The sequence below is a fragment of the Sphingomonas dokdonensis genome, assembly GCF_002197685.1.
Classification (GTDB): Bacteria; Pseudomonadota; Alphaproteobacteria; order Sphingomonadales; family Sphingomonadaceae; genus Sphingomonas; species Sphingomonas dokdonensis.
The window spans coordinates 1-13,391 of sequence record NZ_NBBI01000010.1 but is presented as its reverse complement, the minus strand read 5'-3'; the positions used below and the strand labels follow the sequence as shown (position 1 = coordinate 13,391).

Annotated in this window: 10 protein-coding genes and 1 tRNA gene; 4 read left to right on the top strand and 7 right to left on the bottom strand. The window is 69.0% G+C overall.

What is annotated here, in order from left to right:
- Positions 1 to 40: 40 nt before the first annotated feature.
- Positions 41 to 1,621: an L-aspartate oxidase gene (gene nadB / locus SPDO_RS15395; RefSeq protein WP_088368416.1), complete on the bottom strand. Its 1,581-nt coding sequence runs from the start codon at positions 1,619 to 1,621 to the stop codon at positions 41 to 43.
- Positions 1,622 to 1,801: 180 nt separating this feature from the next.
- Between nadB and SPDO_RS15390 the strand changes: the two genes are divergently transcribed.
- A complete protein-coding gene (locus SPDO_RS15390; RefSeq protein ID WP_088368415.1) occupies positions 1,802 to 3,598 on the top strand; it encodes an aminopeptidase P family protein in 1,797 nt (598 codons plus the stop codon).
- 84 nt (positions 3,599 to 3,682) lie between these two features.
- Here the strand turns inward: SPDO_RS15390 and SPDO_RS17285 are convergent, their stop codons facing one another.
- On the bottom strand, positions 3,683 to 3,814 hold the full coding sequence (locus tag SPDO_RS17285) for a hypothetical protein (protein ID WP_281252608.1): 132 nt from the start codon (positions 3,812 to 3,814) through the stop codon (positions 3,683 to 3,685).
- An 88-nt stretch (positions 3,815 to 3,902) separates the two neighbouring features.
- Here SPDO_RS17285 and SPDO_RS15385 point away from each other — a divergent pair.
- A tRNA-Thr gene (locus SPDO_RS15385) sits at positions 3,903 to 3,977 on the top strand.
- 13 nt (positions 3,978 to 3,990) lie between these two features.
- On the opposite strand, the gene SPDO_RS15380 is transcribed toward SPDO_RS15385, so the two are convergent.
- The 5 genes from SPDO_RS15380 to purD all read right to left on the bottom strand — a co-directional run bounded on the left by SPDO_RS15380 (position 3,991) and on the right by purD (position 11,609).
- Complete coding sequence (locus SPDO_RS15380; protein ID WP_211280107.1) at positions 3,991 to 4,440, bottom strand: PaaI family thioesterase; 450 nt, start codon at positions 4,438 to 4,440, stop codon at positions 3,991 to 3,993.
- Between the two features lie 126 nt (positions 4,441 to 4,566).
- Positions 4,567 to 6,084, bottom strand: coding sequence for a lipopolysaccharide biosynthesis protein (locus tag SPDO_RS15375; RefSeq protein ID WP_088368413.1), 1,518 nt, complete (start codon positions 6,082 to 6,084; stop codon positions 4,567 to 4,569).
- Between the two features lie 275 nt (positions 6,085 to 6,359).
- Positions 6,360 to 9,140: a DNA polymerase I gene (gene polA, locus SPDO_RS15370; RefSeq protein WP_088368412.1), complete on the bottom strand. Its 2,781-nt coding sequence runs from the start codon at positions 9,138 to 9,140 to the stop codon at positions 6,360 to 6,362.
- Between the two features lie 71 nt (positions 9,141 to 9,211).
- Positions 9,212 to 10,012 carry a hypothetical protein gene (locus SPDO_RS15365; RefSeq protein ID WP_088368411.1) on the bottom strand — a complete coding sequence of 267 codons (801 nt, stop codon included), beginning with the start codon at positions 10,010 to 10,012 and terminating at the stop codon, positions 9,212 to 9,214.
- Positions 10,013 to 10,346: 334 nt separating this feature from the next.
- On the bottom strand, positions 10,347 to 11,609 hold the full coding sequence (gene purD / locus SPDO_RS15360; RefSeq protein ID WP_088368410.1) for a phosphoribosylamine--glycine ligase: 1,263 nt from the start codon (positions 11,607 to 11,609) through the stop codon (positions 10,347 to 10,349).
- Between purD and xseA the strand changes: the two genes are divergently transcribed.
- Complete coding sequence (gene xseA / locus SPDO_RS15355; protein WP_088368409.1) at positions 11,608 to 13,002, top strand: exodeoxyribonuclease VII large subunit; 1,395 nt, start codon at positions 11,608 to 11,610, stop codon at positions 13,000 to 13,002. The genes purD and xseA overlap by 2 nt on opposite strands.
- Positions 13,003 to 13,014: 12 nt before the next feature.
- The gene (locus tag SPDO_RS15350) at positions 13,015 to 13,215 is read left to right on the top strand and encodes a DUF2093 domain-containing protein (RefSeq protein ID WP_088368408.1); all 201 of its coding nucleotides are present in this window, start codon (positions 13,015 to 13,017) and stop codon (positions 13,213 to 13,215) included.
- Positions 13,216 to 13,391 lie beyond the last annotated feature (176 nt).

The window sequence follows — 13,391 nt, the reverse complement described above, 5'->3', positions numbered from 1 at the left end:
TGCGATGAACTGCGCCTGAAGCGCGACTAGTGGAGCAGCCTCAAGGAACCAGTACGGTATCCAGCGGTGTTTCAAGCGTCTCGGGCCAGTCGAGCGTATAATGCAGCCCGCGGCTTTCATGCCGATGCAGCGCCGATCGCACGATCAGGTCCGCGGTCTGCAGCAGGTTTCGCAGCTCGATCAGGTCCGGCGTCACGCGAAAATGGCCGTAATAATCCTCCACCTCCGCGGTCAGCATCTTGATGCGGTGCTGCGCGCGCTCCAGCCGCTTGGTCGTGCGCACGATGCCGACGTAATTCCACATGAAGCGGCGGATCTCGGTCCAGTTCTGCTTGATCACCACCTCCTCGTCGGAGTCGGTGACTCGGCTTTCGTCCCATGGCCGGATCGGCGGCACTGGCGGCAGTGCCTCCCAATGCGCCGCGATATGCTGCGCCGCCGCCTCGCCGAACACGAAACATTCCAGCAGCGAGTTCGACGCGAGGCGATTGGCGCCGTGCAGCCCGCTTTCGGTGCACTCACCCGCCGCATACAGCCCCGGCAGGTCGGTGCGCCCGTCGCGATCGACGATGATCCCGCCGCAGGTGTAATGCTGCGCCGGCACCACCGGGATCGGCTGGGTCGTCATGTCGATGCCCAGCCCGATCAGCTTGTCGTAGATGTTGGGAAAATGCCCGCGCACGAAATCGGCCGGCTGGTGGCTGATGTCGAGATGCACGTAATCGAGGCCGTAGCGCTTGATCTCCGCGTCGATCGCGCGCGCCACCACGTCGCGCGGCGCCAGCTCCAGCCGCTCCGAATCGTAATAGGTCATGAAACGCTTGCCGGTCTGCGGGTTGACCAGCCGCCCGCCCTCGCCGCGCACCGCCTCGGTGATCAGGAAATTCTTGACCTCGAGATTGTAGAGGCAGGTCGGGTGGAACTGCATCATCTCCATGTTGGAGACGCGCGCCCCCGCGCGCCACGCCATGGCGATGCCGTCGCCCGTCGCCCCGCGCGGCGCAGTGGAGAACAGGTACGTTCGCCCCGCGCCCCCCGTGGCGAGGATCGTCGCGCGCGCGGTGTAGAGATGCACCTTCTCGCTCTTGCGATCGACGGCATAGACGCCCCACACGTTGCCCGCGCCCGAATAGCGTTCCTCGTGCCGGCTGGTGGCAAGGTCGATCGCGACCTGATCGGGCACCAAGGTGATGTTGGGGTGCGCCTCCGCCGCGCGCTGCAGCGCCTCCTGCACCGCCCAGCCGGTCGCGTCGTCGACATGCACGATCCGCCGGTGCGAATGCCCGCCCTCGCGCGTCAGGTGCAGCGCATTTCCTTCCTGCGCAAACGGCACGCCCAGCTTCTGCAATCGCTCGATTGCGGCGGGCGCATTCTCCACCACGAACTCCACGATCTCGCGATCGTTGAGCCCCGCGCCCGCGACCATCGTGTCCTCGACATGGTTGTCGAACGTATCGCCCGGCTCCAGCACCGCGGCGATCCCGCCCTGCGCCCAGGCGGTCGACCCCTCGTTCAGCGCCCCCTTGGCGAGCACCGTCACCTTGAAGCGATCAGCAAGGTTCAGCGCCGCGGTCAGCCCGGCGGCGCCGGACCCGACAATAAGAACGTCCGCGCTCGTCATGCGCGGCTCTGGGGAAAAAGGACCATCGCGGCTGCATGGCACGAAGCGCGCGCATCTGCCATATCCCACCGCGACCCGTTCACCCTGAGCCTGTCGAAGGGCGTGTCACACGCGCTGCTGTGCGACACACGCGCTGCGACAGGCTCGGCACGAACGAATGCAGGTTTCGATAGGAGTCCCATGTCCACCCACACCGCCCGCCTCGCCGCGCTTCGCGATCAGCTCGCGTCGCAACAGCTCGATGGCTTCGTCGTGCCGCTCACCGACGAGCATATGAGCGAGTACGTCGGCGCCTATGCGCAGCGGCTCGCCTGGCTCACCGGCTTTCAGGGCTCGGCCGGCACCGCGGCGGTGCTGCCGGCGGAGGCCGCGATCTTCACCGACGGGCGCTACACGCTCCAGGTGCGCGAGCAGGTGTCGGGCGACGACTGGCAATTCGTCGGCGTGCCCGAGACGAGCGTGTCGGGCTGGCTCGCCGGCCATGCCAAGCAGGGCGCGCGGATCGGCTACGATCCCTGGCTGCACACCCGCGCCTGGGTGGACGAGGCGGCCAAGGCGCTCGCCGCGATCGACGCGACGCTGATCCCGGTCGATACCAACCCCGTCGACGCCGTCTGGCCCGATCAGCCGCAACCTTCCGATGCGAAGCTCGCCGTCCATGACGATGCGCACGCCGGTCGCTCCAGCGCCGACAAGCGCGCCGCCGTCGCCGACTGGCTGACCGAGCAGAAGGCCGATGCCGTCGTCCTCGCCGCGCTCGAATCGATCGCCTGGCTGCTCAACGTGCGCGGCGGCGACGTCTCGCGCACCCCCGTCGCACTCTCCTACGCGGTGGTGAACGCAGACGGCACCGCCGACCTCTATGTCGCCCCCGACAAGATGACCGACGCCGTCGCGCAGCATCTCGGCAATGCCGTGCGCATCCACGACCGCCGCGATTTCGCCCCGGCGCTCGGCCGCTTCGCCGGCAAGCGCGTCGCGGTCGACCCGACGCTCTCGGTCGCCGCCATTCCACTCGCGATCGAGGCCGGCGGCGGCGCGGTGGTGTCGCTGCGCGATCCCACCGTAATCCCGCGCGCCACCAAGAACCCGGTCGAGCAGGCCGGTCACCGCGCCGCCAGCATCCGTGACGGCGCCGCGCTCACCCGCTTCCTGCGCTGGATATCGATCGAGGCGCCCAAAGGCGGCCAGACCGAGCTGTCCGCCGCAGCCAAGCTGGAGGAGTTCCGCCGCGCGACTGGCGTCCTCAAGGACCTCTCCTTCGACGCGATCAGCGCCACCGGCCCGCATGGCGCGATCCCGCACTACCACGTCACCGAAGAATCGAGCCTGCCGATCGAGCCCGGTCAGCTCTACCTGATCGATTCGGGCGGCCAGTATGACGACGGCACCACCGACGTGACCCGCGTCGTGCCGATCGGCCAGCCCACCGCCGAAATGCGCGATCGCTTCACCCGCGTGCTGAAGGGGCATATCGCGCTCGCCACCGCCGCCTTCCCGCGTGGCACGACCGGCGCGCAGCTCGATGCGCTCGCCCGGCTTCCGCTGTGGCAGGCCGGCCTCGATTTCGCCCACGGCACCGGTCACGGCGTCGGCAGCTACCTGTCGGTCCATGAAGGCCCGGCGCGCATCGCCAAGCCGAGCTATCCCGGCAGCGGCCCGTCCGAGCCGCTGCTGCCGGGCATGATCCTCTCCAACGAGCCCGGCTATTACAAGGCCGGCGAATACGGCATCCGCATCGAGAACCTGCTGCTCGTCGTCGAGCACAGCTTCGAGGGCGGGGAGGACGTGATGCTCACCTTTGAAACGCTGACGCTGGTACCGATCGACCGCGACCTGATCGAACCCGCGCTGCTGACCCCGGCCGAGCTCGACTGGCTCAATAACTACCACGCGCAGGTCGCCGGCACACTGGCAGCCGAAATGGAGGGCGAGGATCGCGCCTGGCTGATCGAGCGCTGCGCCCCGATCGCCTGACTCTTGCTTCGTCACCCCGGCCTGGTGCCGGGGTCCACGGCGCCGCCGAATTGAACATCTCGGATCGGCGGACCGCCCGGCGGGCTACGTCACGTCGGTGGCGTCCCCCTCTTCTGCCGCCGCATCCTTCACCTCGCGCGCCTGCGCCTTGCGCCGCCGCAGATTTTCCCTGAGCGCCGCCGCCAGCCGCGCGTCGCGTTCGTCCTTGGTCTCCATCAAACCACCTATCGCCGGCCCGATAGCGCTTGACAATCCGCCGCGCCTCGTCTCTAGCGCCCCCTCGCCCGCCACAAGCGGGCCGAGTGCTGCCGTAGCTCAGTGGTAGAGCGCATCCTTGGTAAGGCTGAGGTCGTGAGTTCAATCCTCACCGGCAGCACCATTTTCCCCCGCCGTCAGCCAGGCTGATCGCCCGCGGGGCGCCGCGTGATCTTCTTGATCACGCCCGAAAAGCTCATCACCGCCTCTCCCGCATCGTCGATGGTGCCGCGCACGAAGATCAGGCTGCGGCCCGCCTTCACCACCTCGCCACGCGCGGTGAGCAGCTGACCCGGCCGCGCTGCGCCGACGAACTCGGCGTTCAGCGTCGCCGTGACGCCGTGAAATTCCGGCAGCGCGGCCGAGGCGATCATGAACAGCGAGAAATCGGCAAAGGTCAGCAGCGCGCCGCCATGCACGTTGCCGCCGCCGTTGCGGTTCTTCGCCTCGGGGCGAAAGCCGCACTCGATCGCGCCGTTCGCATCATAGCGCGCGTAGAACGGCCCCGTATGGTCCTCGAACGGATCGGTGCCGGGCCAGCGCAGCCAGCCCTCCCAATCGCCTTCCGTCACCGGCGCCAATGCCACGCCAGGCGTTGTGGTGGTGTCCAGATGATCCTCCTCTTGCCGCCGCCGGTTCGATCCGGCCTGATGATTGGCGGCAGAAGAGCGAAGCGGCGCGCGCGGTCAACCCTGCCGCTTGCGCCATCACGCTCAGCGCGCGGGCGCGCCGACGTTGGGCAGCGTCGCGTCCTCCGCCGATGGCATCTTGCCGAACAGCGCGCGGTCCGCCGGCCCGAACGCCCAGCGCCACAGGATGAACAGGTAAACGCCCGCAATCGCCGGGATGCCGATCACGATCTCCACCCACTCGAATCGTGGCGGGAGCGACGTGAACGCCGCCCCCACGATCAGCGCGGCGAGCGTCGCCCAGACGAGCGGCCAGCGCAGCGGCGATACCGGCGCCGACAGGATGCGCGACAGCAGCCAGCCCTTGATCACCGAAGTCAGCGCTAGGCTCACCATCAGCGCGATCGCCGGCCCCGCCGCCTGATAGGCGACCGGCAGGCCAAGGCCGCGCATCCAGAAGATCAGCGCAAAGCTCAGCCCGATCTGGAACGTCAGCATGATCGCGGAGATCAGCAGGTTGCGGTGCCGCGCGGTATAGACCAGCGCCGTCTCGCACACCGCGCCGGGCGAGGCGAGCACCTCGGCGGTCAGCAGGAACACGAGCGCCGCGGTGCCGGCGACGAATTGCGGCCCCACGATTCCCATCACCGCTTCGCCGGGGATCGACCCCATCAGCGTCAGGCAACCCTGCGCCGCGATGATCCAGAACGCCACCTGCCGCACCTGGTTGGCAATCGCGGGCAGGTCGTTCGCCGCCAGGCTTTGCGTGATCACCGGCCCCAGGATCGGGTCGAACGAGGTCTTCAGCTTCTGCGGCAGGCTCGCGACCTGCTGCGCCATGTAATAGATGCCGACGATCTTGGGTTCGAACATCACCCCCAGGATGAACCGGTCGACGTTGCGCGATCCCCATTCGAACGCGTCGGCGCCCGCCAGCGGAATGTTGTCGCGGATCATCGCGAAGAGGTCGGCAAAATGCGGCGTCCAGCCGCGCGGCAGGCCATAGCTGCGGACCAGCGGCACGATCGAGGCGATCAGCGCCGCCGTCATCGATGCGACATAGCTCAGCACCAGCCCGTCGCGGGTGGTGAAGAAGGAGAACACCCACGCCGCGATCGAGATCGTCCACGGCTCCACCACCGCGCGCGCTGTCACCGCCGCCTTCACGTTCAGCCGATAGGCGAGCGCGGCGAGGCTCACGTCCGACCAGGCGATGGCGAGCACGATCAGCCCCAGCCACCGATCCAGCCCGACGATCGGCGTATTGGGGTACATGATCTCGGGCAGCGACCACAGCACCGCGCTCGCGGCGAGCGACATGATCGCCGCGACGACCAGCGCATCGGCGACCACATGCACATGCGGCCGATCGGTACGGCTCAGCGCCTGCGCCAGCCCGCGCTTCAGCCCCAGCGTCGCGACCAGCGCCGCCAGCTCCACCACCACTACCGCAATGGCAAAGCGCCCGACGAGGTCCGGCCCGTACAATCGCCCCGCGATGAACAGGAACGGGATGCGCGCCGCCAGCCGCAGGATGAATCCCGCGACGTTGGTGCGCCCACCCTTGGCCAGCTGCGCAATGTCCTTGGAGGTTTCAGCCACGCAGCGTCACCAAGCCACCACCGTCATGCCGGCCCTGTGCCGGCATCCAGCCCTCCGCGAACCCCACAATCGTTGAATACGCGGCACCGTGGATGCCGGGACAAGCCCGGCATGACGAGGACGGTTCGTCCCAAAACCTACCGTCACCCCGGCCTTGCACCGGGGTCCAACGTGCAGCGAACGCCGGCGTACAGGATCAGAGCGCAGCGCCTGCGGAGCCTTGGCCCCCGGCGCACGGCCGGGGGGACGTACCAAGAAAGGCGAAACCTCACCCACTAGTGCGCCGCCCCCCAGCTCGCACCCGTGCCGATCTCCACCGCGAGCGGTACGTCCAGCACCACCGCCGGCTCCGCGGCGGTCGCCATCACGCGCTCGATCACGGGCTTCGCCGCCTCGACCTCGCCCTCGGGCACCTCGAACACCAGTTCGTCGTGCACCTGCAGCAGCATGCGCGTGCCGGTCAGCCCGGCTTCGGCCAGCGCCGGCTCCATGCGCACCATCGCGCGCTTGATGATGTCCGCGCTGGTCCCCTGGATCGGCGCGTTGATCGCCGCGCGCTCGGCGCCCTGCCGCTCGTGCTGCACCTTGCTCTTTATCCGCGAGAAATGCGTCTTGCGGCCGAACAGCGTCTCGGTGAAGCCCTGTTCGCGCACCGCCTGCAATGTCTCGGCGATATAGCGGTTGATGCCCGGAAACCGCTCGAAATAGCGATCGATCATCGCCTGCGCCTCGTCCGCCGTCACGTCGAGCCGCCCGGCCAGTCCCCAGCGGCTGATGCCGTAAAGGATCGCGAAGTTGATCGTCTTGGCCCGCCCGCGCGTGTCGCGATCGACCGCGCCGAACAGCTCCTGCGCCGTCAGCGAGTGGATGTCGTCGCCGCGCGCGAACGCTTCCTTCAGCGCCGGCACATCGGCCATGTGCGCCGCCAGCCGCAGCTCGATCTGCGAATAGTCTGCCGCCAGGATGACATTGCCCGGCTCTGCCACGAAGGCGTCGCGGATCTGCCGCCCCGTCTCAGTGCGGATCGGGATGTTCTGCAAGTTCGGGTCGGTCGAGGACAAACGCCCGGTCTGCGCGCCGGTCAGCGAATAGCTGGTGTGGACGCGACCGGTCGCCGGGTTGATCTGCTCCTGCAAGCTGTCGGTGTAAGTCGACTTCAGCTTCGACAGCTGGCGCCAGTCGAGCACGCGCGCGGCAATCTCCTTGCCCGGCGAGTCCTTGTCGGCGGCAATTCGCTCCAGCTCGTTGACGTCGGTGGAATAGACGCCGCTCTTGCCCTTGCGCCCGCCCTTGATCCCCATCTTCTCGAACAGCACGTCGCCCAGCTGCTTGGGGCTGCCGATCGTGAATGGCGCGCCGGCGATCCCGTGAATCACACCCTCCAGCTCGGCCATTTGAGTCGCGAACTCGCTCGACAGGCCGGCGAGCCGCGCGCGATCCACCTTGATCCCGTGGCGTTCCATCCGCGCGATCACGGCGACGAGCGGCCGGTCGACCATCTCGTACACCCGCGTCGCGCGCTCCACCGGCAGCCGCGCGCGAAACCGCCGCCACAGCCTGAGCGTCACGTCGGCATCCTCGGCGGCGTAGCGGGTGGCGGCCTTCAGATCGACCTGGTGGAAGCCGATCGCCTTCTTGCCCGTCCCCGTCACGTCCTTGTACGCAATACAGCTGTGCGACAGATGCGTCGCCGCCAGCTCGTCCATGCCATGCCCGTGCAAGCCGGCATCAAGGTCGAAACTCATCACGATCGTGTCGTCATACGGCGCGACACCCACGCCCAGCCGCCCCAGCACGATCATGTCGTATTTCAGATTGTGCCCGATCTTCAGCACCGCCGGGTCCTCCAGCAGCGGCTTCAGCTTGGCGAGCGCCACGTCGCGGTCGAGCTGCGCCGGCCGGTCGGCGAACATGTCGCCCCCGCCCGCCTCGCCCTCATGTCCCAGCGGCACGTACGCCGCGAGGTTGGGCGCCAGCGCCATCGACACGCCGACCAGCTCGGCGAGCATCGGGTCCTTGGCGGTCGTCTCGGTATCGATCGCGACCCAGCCCTGGTGCCGCGCCACCGTGATCCAGCGGTCGAGCGCGCCCTCGTCCACCACCGTCTCATAGCCGTCGTAGTCGCACGGCGGATCTTCCTCCTGCGGGACGCCAGTGGGCTCCGCCGGGGTCGGCTCGACGCCTTCGTTCTGGTCCGCGGTCAGCTTGGCGAGCAGCGACTTGAACCCGTGATGCTCCAGAAACGCCCGCAGCGGCGCCTCGGGGATCCCGTCGAGCGCCATTTCATCGAGCGGCTGCGGCAAGGGCACGTCGCACGCCAGCTCCACCAGCTTACGACTCAAACGCGCCTGCTCGGCATGCTCGATCAGATTCTCGCGCAGCTTGCCCTTCTTCATGTCGGGCGCGGCGGCCAGCACGCCCTCCACGCTGCCATGTTCCAGGATCAGCTTCGCCGCGGTCTTCGGCCCCACCCCCGGCACGCCCGGCACATTGTCGACGCTGTCGCCCATCAGCGCCAGCACCTCGCCCAGCTTGTCGGGCAGCACGCCGAACTTCTCCTCCACCTCGGCCGGGCCGAAGCGCTTGTCCTTCATCGTGTCGAGCATGTCGATGCCCGGCTCGGTCAAGAGCTGCATCAGGTCCTTGTCGGAGGAGACGATCGTCACCTGCCAGCCCTGCGCCAGCGCCGCCTTGCTGTACGACGCGATCAGGTCGTCCGCCTCCCAGCCCAGCTCCTCGATGCACGGCAGCGAAAAAGCGCGCGTCGCGTCCCGGATCATGGGGAACTGCGGCTTCAGGTCCTCGGGCGCGGGCGGCCGCTGCGCCTTGTACTGGTCGTACAATTCGTTGCGGAACGTGTGCTCGGACTTGTCGAGGATCACCGCCAGATGCGTCGGCCCATCCGCCTTGTGCAGGTCGTTGGCGAGCTTCCACAGCATGGTGGTGTAGCCGTACACCGCGCCCGCCGGCTCGCCGTGTTTGTTGGTGAGCTTGGGCAGCACGTGATAGGCGCGAAAGATGAAGCTCGAGCCATCGACAAGGTAGAGATGCGGCATGATCCGCCGCTTAGCGGATCGCGGCGCGCGGAACAAACCGTGCGCGATACGACGGCGCTAAATGCCGGCGATCACAGCTTGCCGAACTTCGCCTCGAAACCCTTGATGTCGCCGGCGGCGAGCAATTGCGCCTGCTCCAGCCAGCGATCGCGCCCCATGCGGCCGGTGAAGGCGCCGAGCCGCGCGTCGAGATCCTCGGCCGCGCGCTGGTCCAGCGCCGCCAGGTCGCCAACGGTGATGATGCCCTGCTCGGCCAGCATCGCCGCCACCTTGGGCCCAAGCCCCTTGATCTGCGTCACCGGCGCCTCGCCCGGCGGCGGACCGGCCGGCGCGCTCGGCGCCGGCGCCACGGCGGGCGCCGGCGCAGGCGCAGGCTCGGCCGTGACCTCCGCCGGCGCCGATGCCGGCTGCGCCTCGGCCGCTGGCGAGGCGTCCTGCGGCGCGGCGGCAGCGATCGGTTCGTCGGCGAGCGGGGGGGCGGCCTCGTCGGCCGGCGCTGGCTCCGCCACCTCCGGCATCTCGGTCAGCGGCGGCGGTGGCGGCGCGACGGGCACGGGAGTCACCGGCACCGCCGGCTGAGCAGCCGGCGCCGATCCGGCCGGCGCACGCGCGGGCGTCGGTGCCGGCGTCAGTGTTGGGGTCGGCGCTGCCGTGGCCACCGGTGAGGGCACATCGGTCGCGTCGCTGTCGCGCAACGGACGGTTGGTCGACGAACGCTCCGCCAGCCGCGCATCTTCCGCACGCTCGGCCGCACGCCGTGCATTCCGCCGGCGCGCCCCCGCAATGATGCCGATGATCGTCACCACCGCCAGGATCGCGATGATCGCCAGCACGATGCCGGTCATTGTGTTGTCCACCGTGGTGGGCTGCATGAAACACTCCGCTACGCCAGGCGCCAAGCCTTAGGCGGCCTGCATGGTTCCCGCAACGGGCGCGCAACGATGCCGTTTCTTATGCGATCTGCGACAATCGAGGCCGAAACGCCGTCGGAACATAGCTCAAGGCCAGCATAACGGGCACCAGCTGCAAACCCGTCAAAGCCGTCATGCCGGCCTTGTGCCGGCATCCAGTCTTCCGCGAAACCCAACGGCCGTGGCGCACGCCGAACCGTGGATGCCGGGACGAGCCCGGCATGACGTAGAAAGCGCACCGGCCGACCGACAGCGCGACGATATAAGAAGCGGATCAAACGGGCGAGGTCAGCGCCTAGATCGCCCGCCAGCCGATATCGCGCCGGCAGAACCCGCTCGGGAAATCGATTGCATCCACCGCCGCATAGGCCGCGCGCTGCGCCGCCGCGACATCGCCGCCGGTCGCCGTCACCGCCAGCACGCGGCCACCCGATGCGACGAGCTGCTCGCCCGCCATGCGCGTACCCGCCTGAAACACCAGCGCCCCGTCCGCTTCCGCCGCGTCGATCCCGCCGATCGGCCCGCCGGTCTCCGGCGTGCCCGGATAGCCCTTCGCCGCCATCACCACCGTCAGCGCCACATCGTCGGAGAACGCCGGCGCCGGCAGGTCCGCCAGCCGCCCCTGCGCCACCGCCAGCAGCGTGTCGACCAGATCGCCGTCGAACCGTGCCATCAGCACCTGGCATTCGGGATCGCCGAAGCGGACGTTATATTCGATCAGCTTGGGGCCATCGGCGGTCAGCATCAGCCCGGCATAGAGCACGCCGACATAGGGCGTCCCCGCCGCCGCCAGCGCATCGATCGTCGGGCGCACGATCTCGCCCAGCGCGCGCTCCTCCAGCTCTGCCGTCAGCACATGCGCGGGCGAATAGGCACCCATCCCGCCGGTGTTTGGCCCGGTGTCGCCATCGCCGACGCGCTTGTGATCCTGCGCGCTGCCGAAGCTCGCGATGCTGGTCCCGTCGGACAGGACGAACAGGCTCGCCTCCTCGCCTTCCAGAAACTCCTCGATCACCGCTTCCGCCGGCCCGCCGGTGAACAATGCCGCTACGGCACCCTCCGCCTCCGCCCGCGTCATCGCCACGACGACACCCTTGCCGGCCGCCAGCCCATCCGCCTTGATGACGCAACGCAGTTGATCGCCATCCGCGAAATCTTCGAGGCACGCCAGCGCGCCATCCTTTGACGTCACGCGGAAATAGCGGGCTGTCGGAATGCCGACGCGCGCGCACAGATCCTTGGTGAAGCCCTTGGAGCCTTCCAGCTTCGCCGCCTCGCGCCCCGGCCCGAACACCGGCACGCCGATCGCGCGAATATTGTCGGCCAGCCCCTCGACCAGCGGCTGCTCCGGCCCGACCACCACCAGACCGATCTGGTTGCGGCGGATGAAGTCGATCACCGCACGGTGATCCGACACGTTCAGATCAGGGATCGTCGCATGCTGCGCGATGCCGGGGTTGCCGGGCGCGGCATAGAGCGTATCTATGCGCTGAGATTGCGCGAGTTTCCATGCCAGAGCGTGCTCGCGCCCGCCCGATCCGATCAGCAGGACGTTCATGCCCGACCCCTTTTTCGACGTTCCCGCGCGGCTGGTAGCGGACCCGACCCCCGGGGACAACGCCGCCGCCATGTCGGTGGGCGAACTCTCCTCCCGGCTGAAGCGCGTGGTGGAGGGCGAGTTCGGCCACGTCCGCCTGCGCGGCGAGATTTCGGGCTACAAGCGCGTCGCCTCGGGCCATTGCTATCTCTGCCTCAAGGACGACGCGGCGGTGATCGACGGCGTCATCTGGAAGGGGCAGGCGTCCGCGCTCGCCTTCCGCCCGGAGGACGGCATTGAGGTGATCGCGACGGGCCGCCTCACCACTTACCCCGGCCGCTCGAAATACCAGGTCATCATCGAGCGGATGGAGCTTGCCGGCGCGGGCGCGCTGATGGCGCTGCTCGAGCGCAACAAGGCGCGCTTCGACGCCGAAGGGCTGTTCGCCAAGTCCAAGGCGCGCGCGCCGCTCCCCTTCCTGCCGCGCCGCATCGGTGTTGTCACCTCGCCCACCGGCGCGGTGATCCGCGACATCCTCCACCGACTGGAAGATCGCTGCCCCAGCCACGTCCTCGTCTGGCCGGTGAAGGTGCAGGGCGATGGCGCTGCCAACGAAGTCGCCGCCGCGGTGCGCGGCTTCGACGCGCTGCCAGCGGACCTGCGCCCCGATCTCGTCATCGTCGCGCGCGGCGGCGGCTCGATCGAGGATCTGTGGGCCTTCAACGAAGAAGCCGTGGTGCGCGCCGTCGCCGCCTGCACCATCCCGATCATCTCCGCGGTCGGCCACGAAACCGATACCACGCTCTGCGACCATGCCGCAGACCTGCGCGCGCCGACCCCGACTGCTGCGGCGGAACTGGCGGTGCCGGTCCTCGCCGACCTGCGCCTGACGGTCGCCGCGCACGGCCAGCGCACCGAACGCTGCGCGCGCCGCTATGTCGAGCGCGGGCGCGAGCGACTCGACGCGATGGCGCGGCTGCTCCCCACCCGCGACCGGCTGCTCGGCCCGCAGCGCCAGCGCATCGACGATCTCGGCGCCCGGCTCGATCGCGGCCTCGAACGCCGCGTGGTGCGCGCGCGCGGCGAGCTCGACCGCACCGGCGCGGTGCTGCGCCCCGCCTTGCTCGATCGCCGGCTGGATGGCGCACGTCAGCGGCTCGCCGATCTTGGCCGCCTGCTCGCCTCGGTCGATCCCGATGCGCCGCTCGCGCGCGGCTATGCCCGCATCACCGATCGCACGGGCGCGACGCTCACCACCGCCAAGGCCGCCAAGGCAGCCGGCGCGCTGACGCTCCGCTTTGCCGACGGCGCGGTGGACGCCGGGGTTGAGGGCAGCGCCGCCGCCTCTTATCCCCCCGCCAAATCCGCAAAGCCGGCAAAGGCCGCAAAGCCAGACCAGCCGACGCTGCTCTAGGAAGGTTAGAGAATGTTGATGTCCAAGTCCGATCGCGCCGCGCGCATCCACTATATGGCCAATGGCTTTCGCGTGCTGACGCCGGGCGATCACGTCGTCTGCGGCGTCAGCGGCGCGCGGATTGCGATCGAGGATCTGCGCTATTGGGACGTCGCCTCGCAGCGCGCCTTTGCCAGCGCCGCGCTCGCCACGGAGGCGATGGCGCCGCAATGAGGCGTCTTGCGCCGGCCGCCCTCGTCCTGCTGGCAAGCTGCGTCGCCCCGCCGCAGGAGGTCAGCACCCGGCGTACGCCGCGCCGTCGGCAAAGCGGAGCGTCAGCGCGCCGGCTGCCTTGGCGGCCTTGGCGGTGGTGAGCGTCGCGCCCGTGCGATCGGTGATGCGGGCATAGC

What these genes read in the sequence shown, in the direction of transcription:
- xseA (WP_088368409.1), top strand. Translation starts at nt 11,608, where the DNA reads ATGCCCGACCCCTTTTTCGACGTTCCCGCGCGGCTGGTAGCGGACCCG.
- polA (WP_088368412.1), bottom strand. Translation starts at nt 9,140, where the DNA reads ATGCCGCATCTCTACCTTGTCGATGGCTCGAGCTTCATCTTTCGCGCC.
- SPDO_RS15350 (WP_088368408.1), top strand. Translation starts at nt 13,015, where the DNA reads ATGTTGATGTCCAAGTCCGATCGCGCCGCGCGCATCCACTATATGGCC.
- SPDO_RS17285 (WP_281252608.1), bottom strand. Translation starts at nt 3,814, where the DNA reads ATGGAGACCAAGGACGAACGCGACGCGCGGCTGGCGGCGGCGCTCAGG.
- nadB (WP_088368416.1), bottom strand. Translation starts at nt 1,621, where the DNA reads ATGACGAGCGCGGACGTTCTTATTGTCGGGTCCGGCGCCGCCGGGCTG.
- purD (WP_088368410.1), bottom strand. Translation starts at nt 11,609, where the DNA reads ATGAACGTCCTGCTGATCGGATCGGGCGGGCGCGAGCACGCTCTGGCA.
- SPDO_RS15365 (WP_088368411.1), bottom strand. Translation starts at nt 10,012, where the DNA reads ATGCAGCCCACCACGGTGGACAACACAATGACCGGCATCGTGCTGGCG.
- SPDO_RS15390 (WP_088368415.1), top strand. Translation starts at nt 1,802, where the DNA reads ATGTCCACCCACACCGCCCGCCTCGCCGCGCTTCGCGATCAGCTCGCG.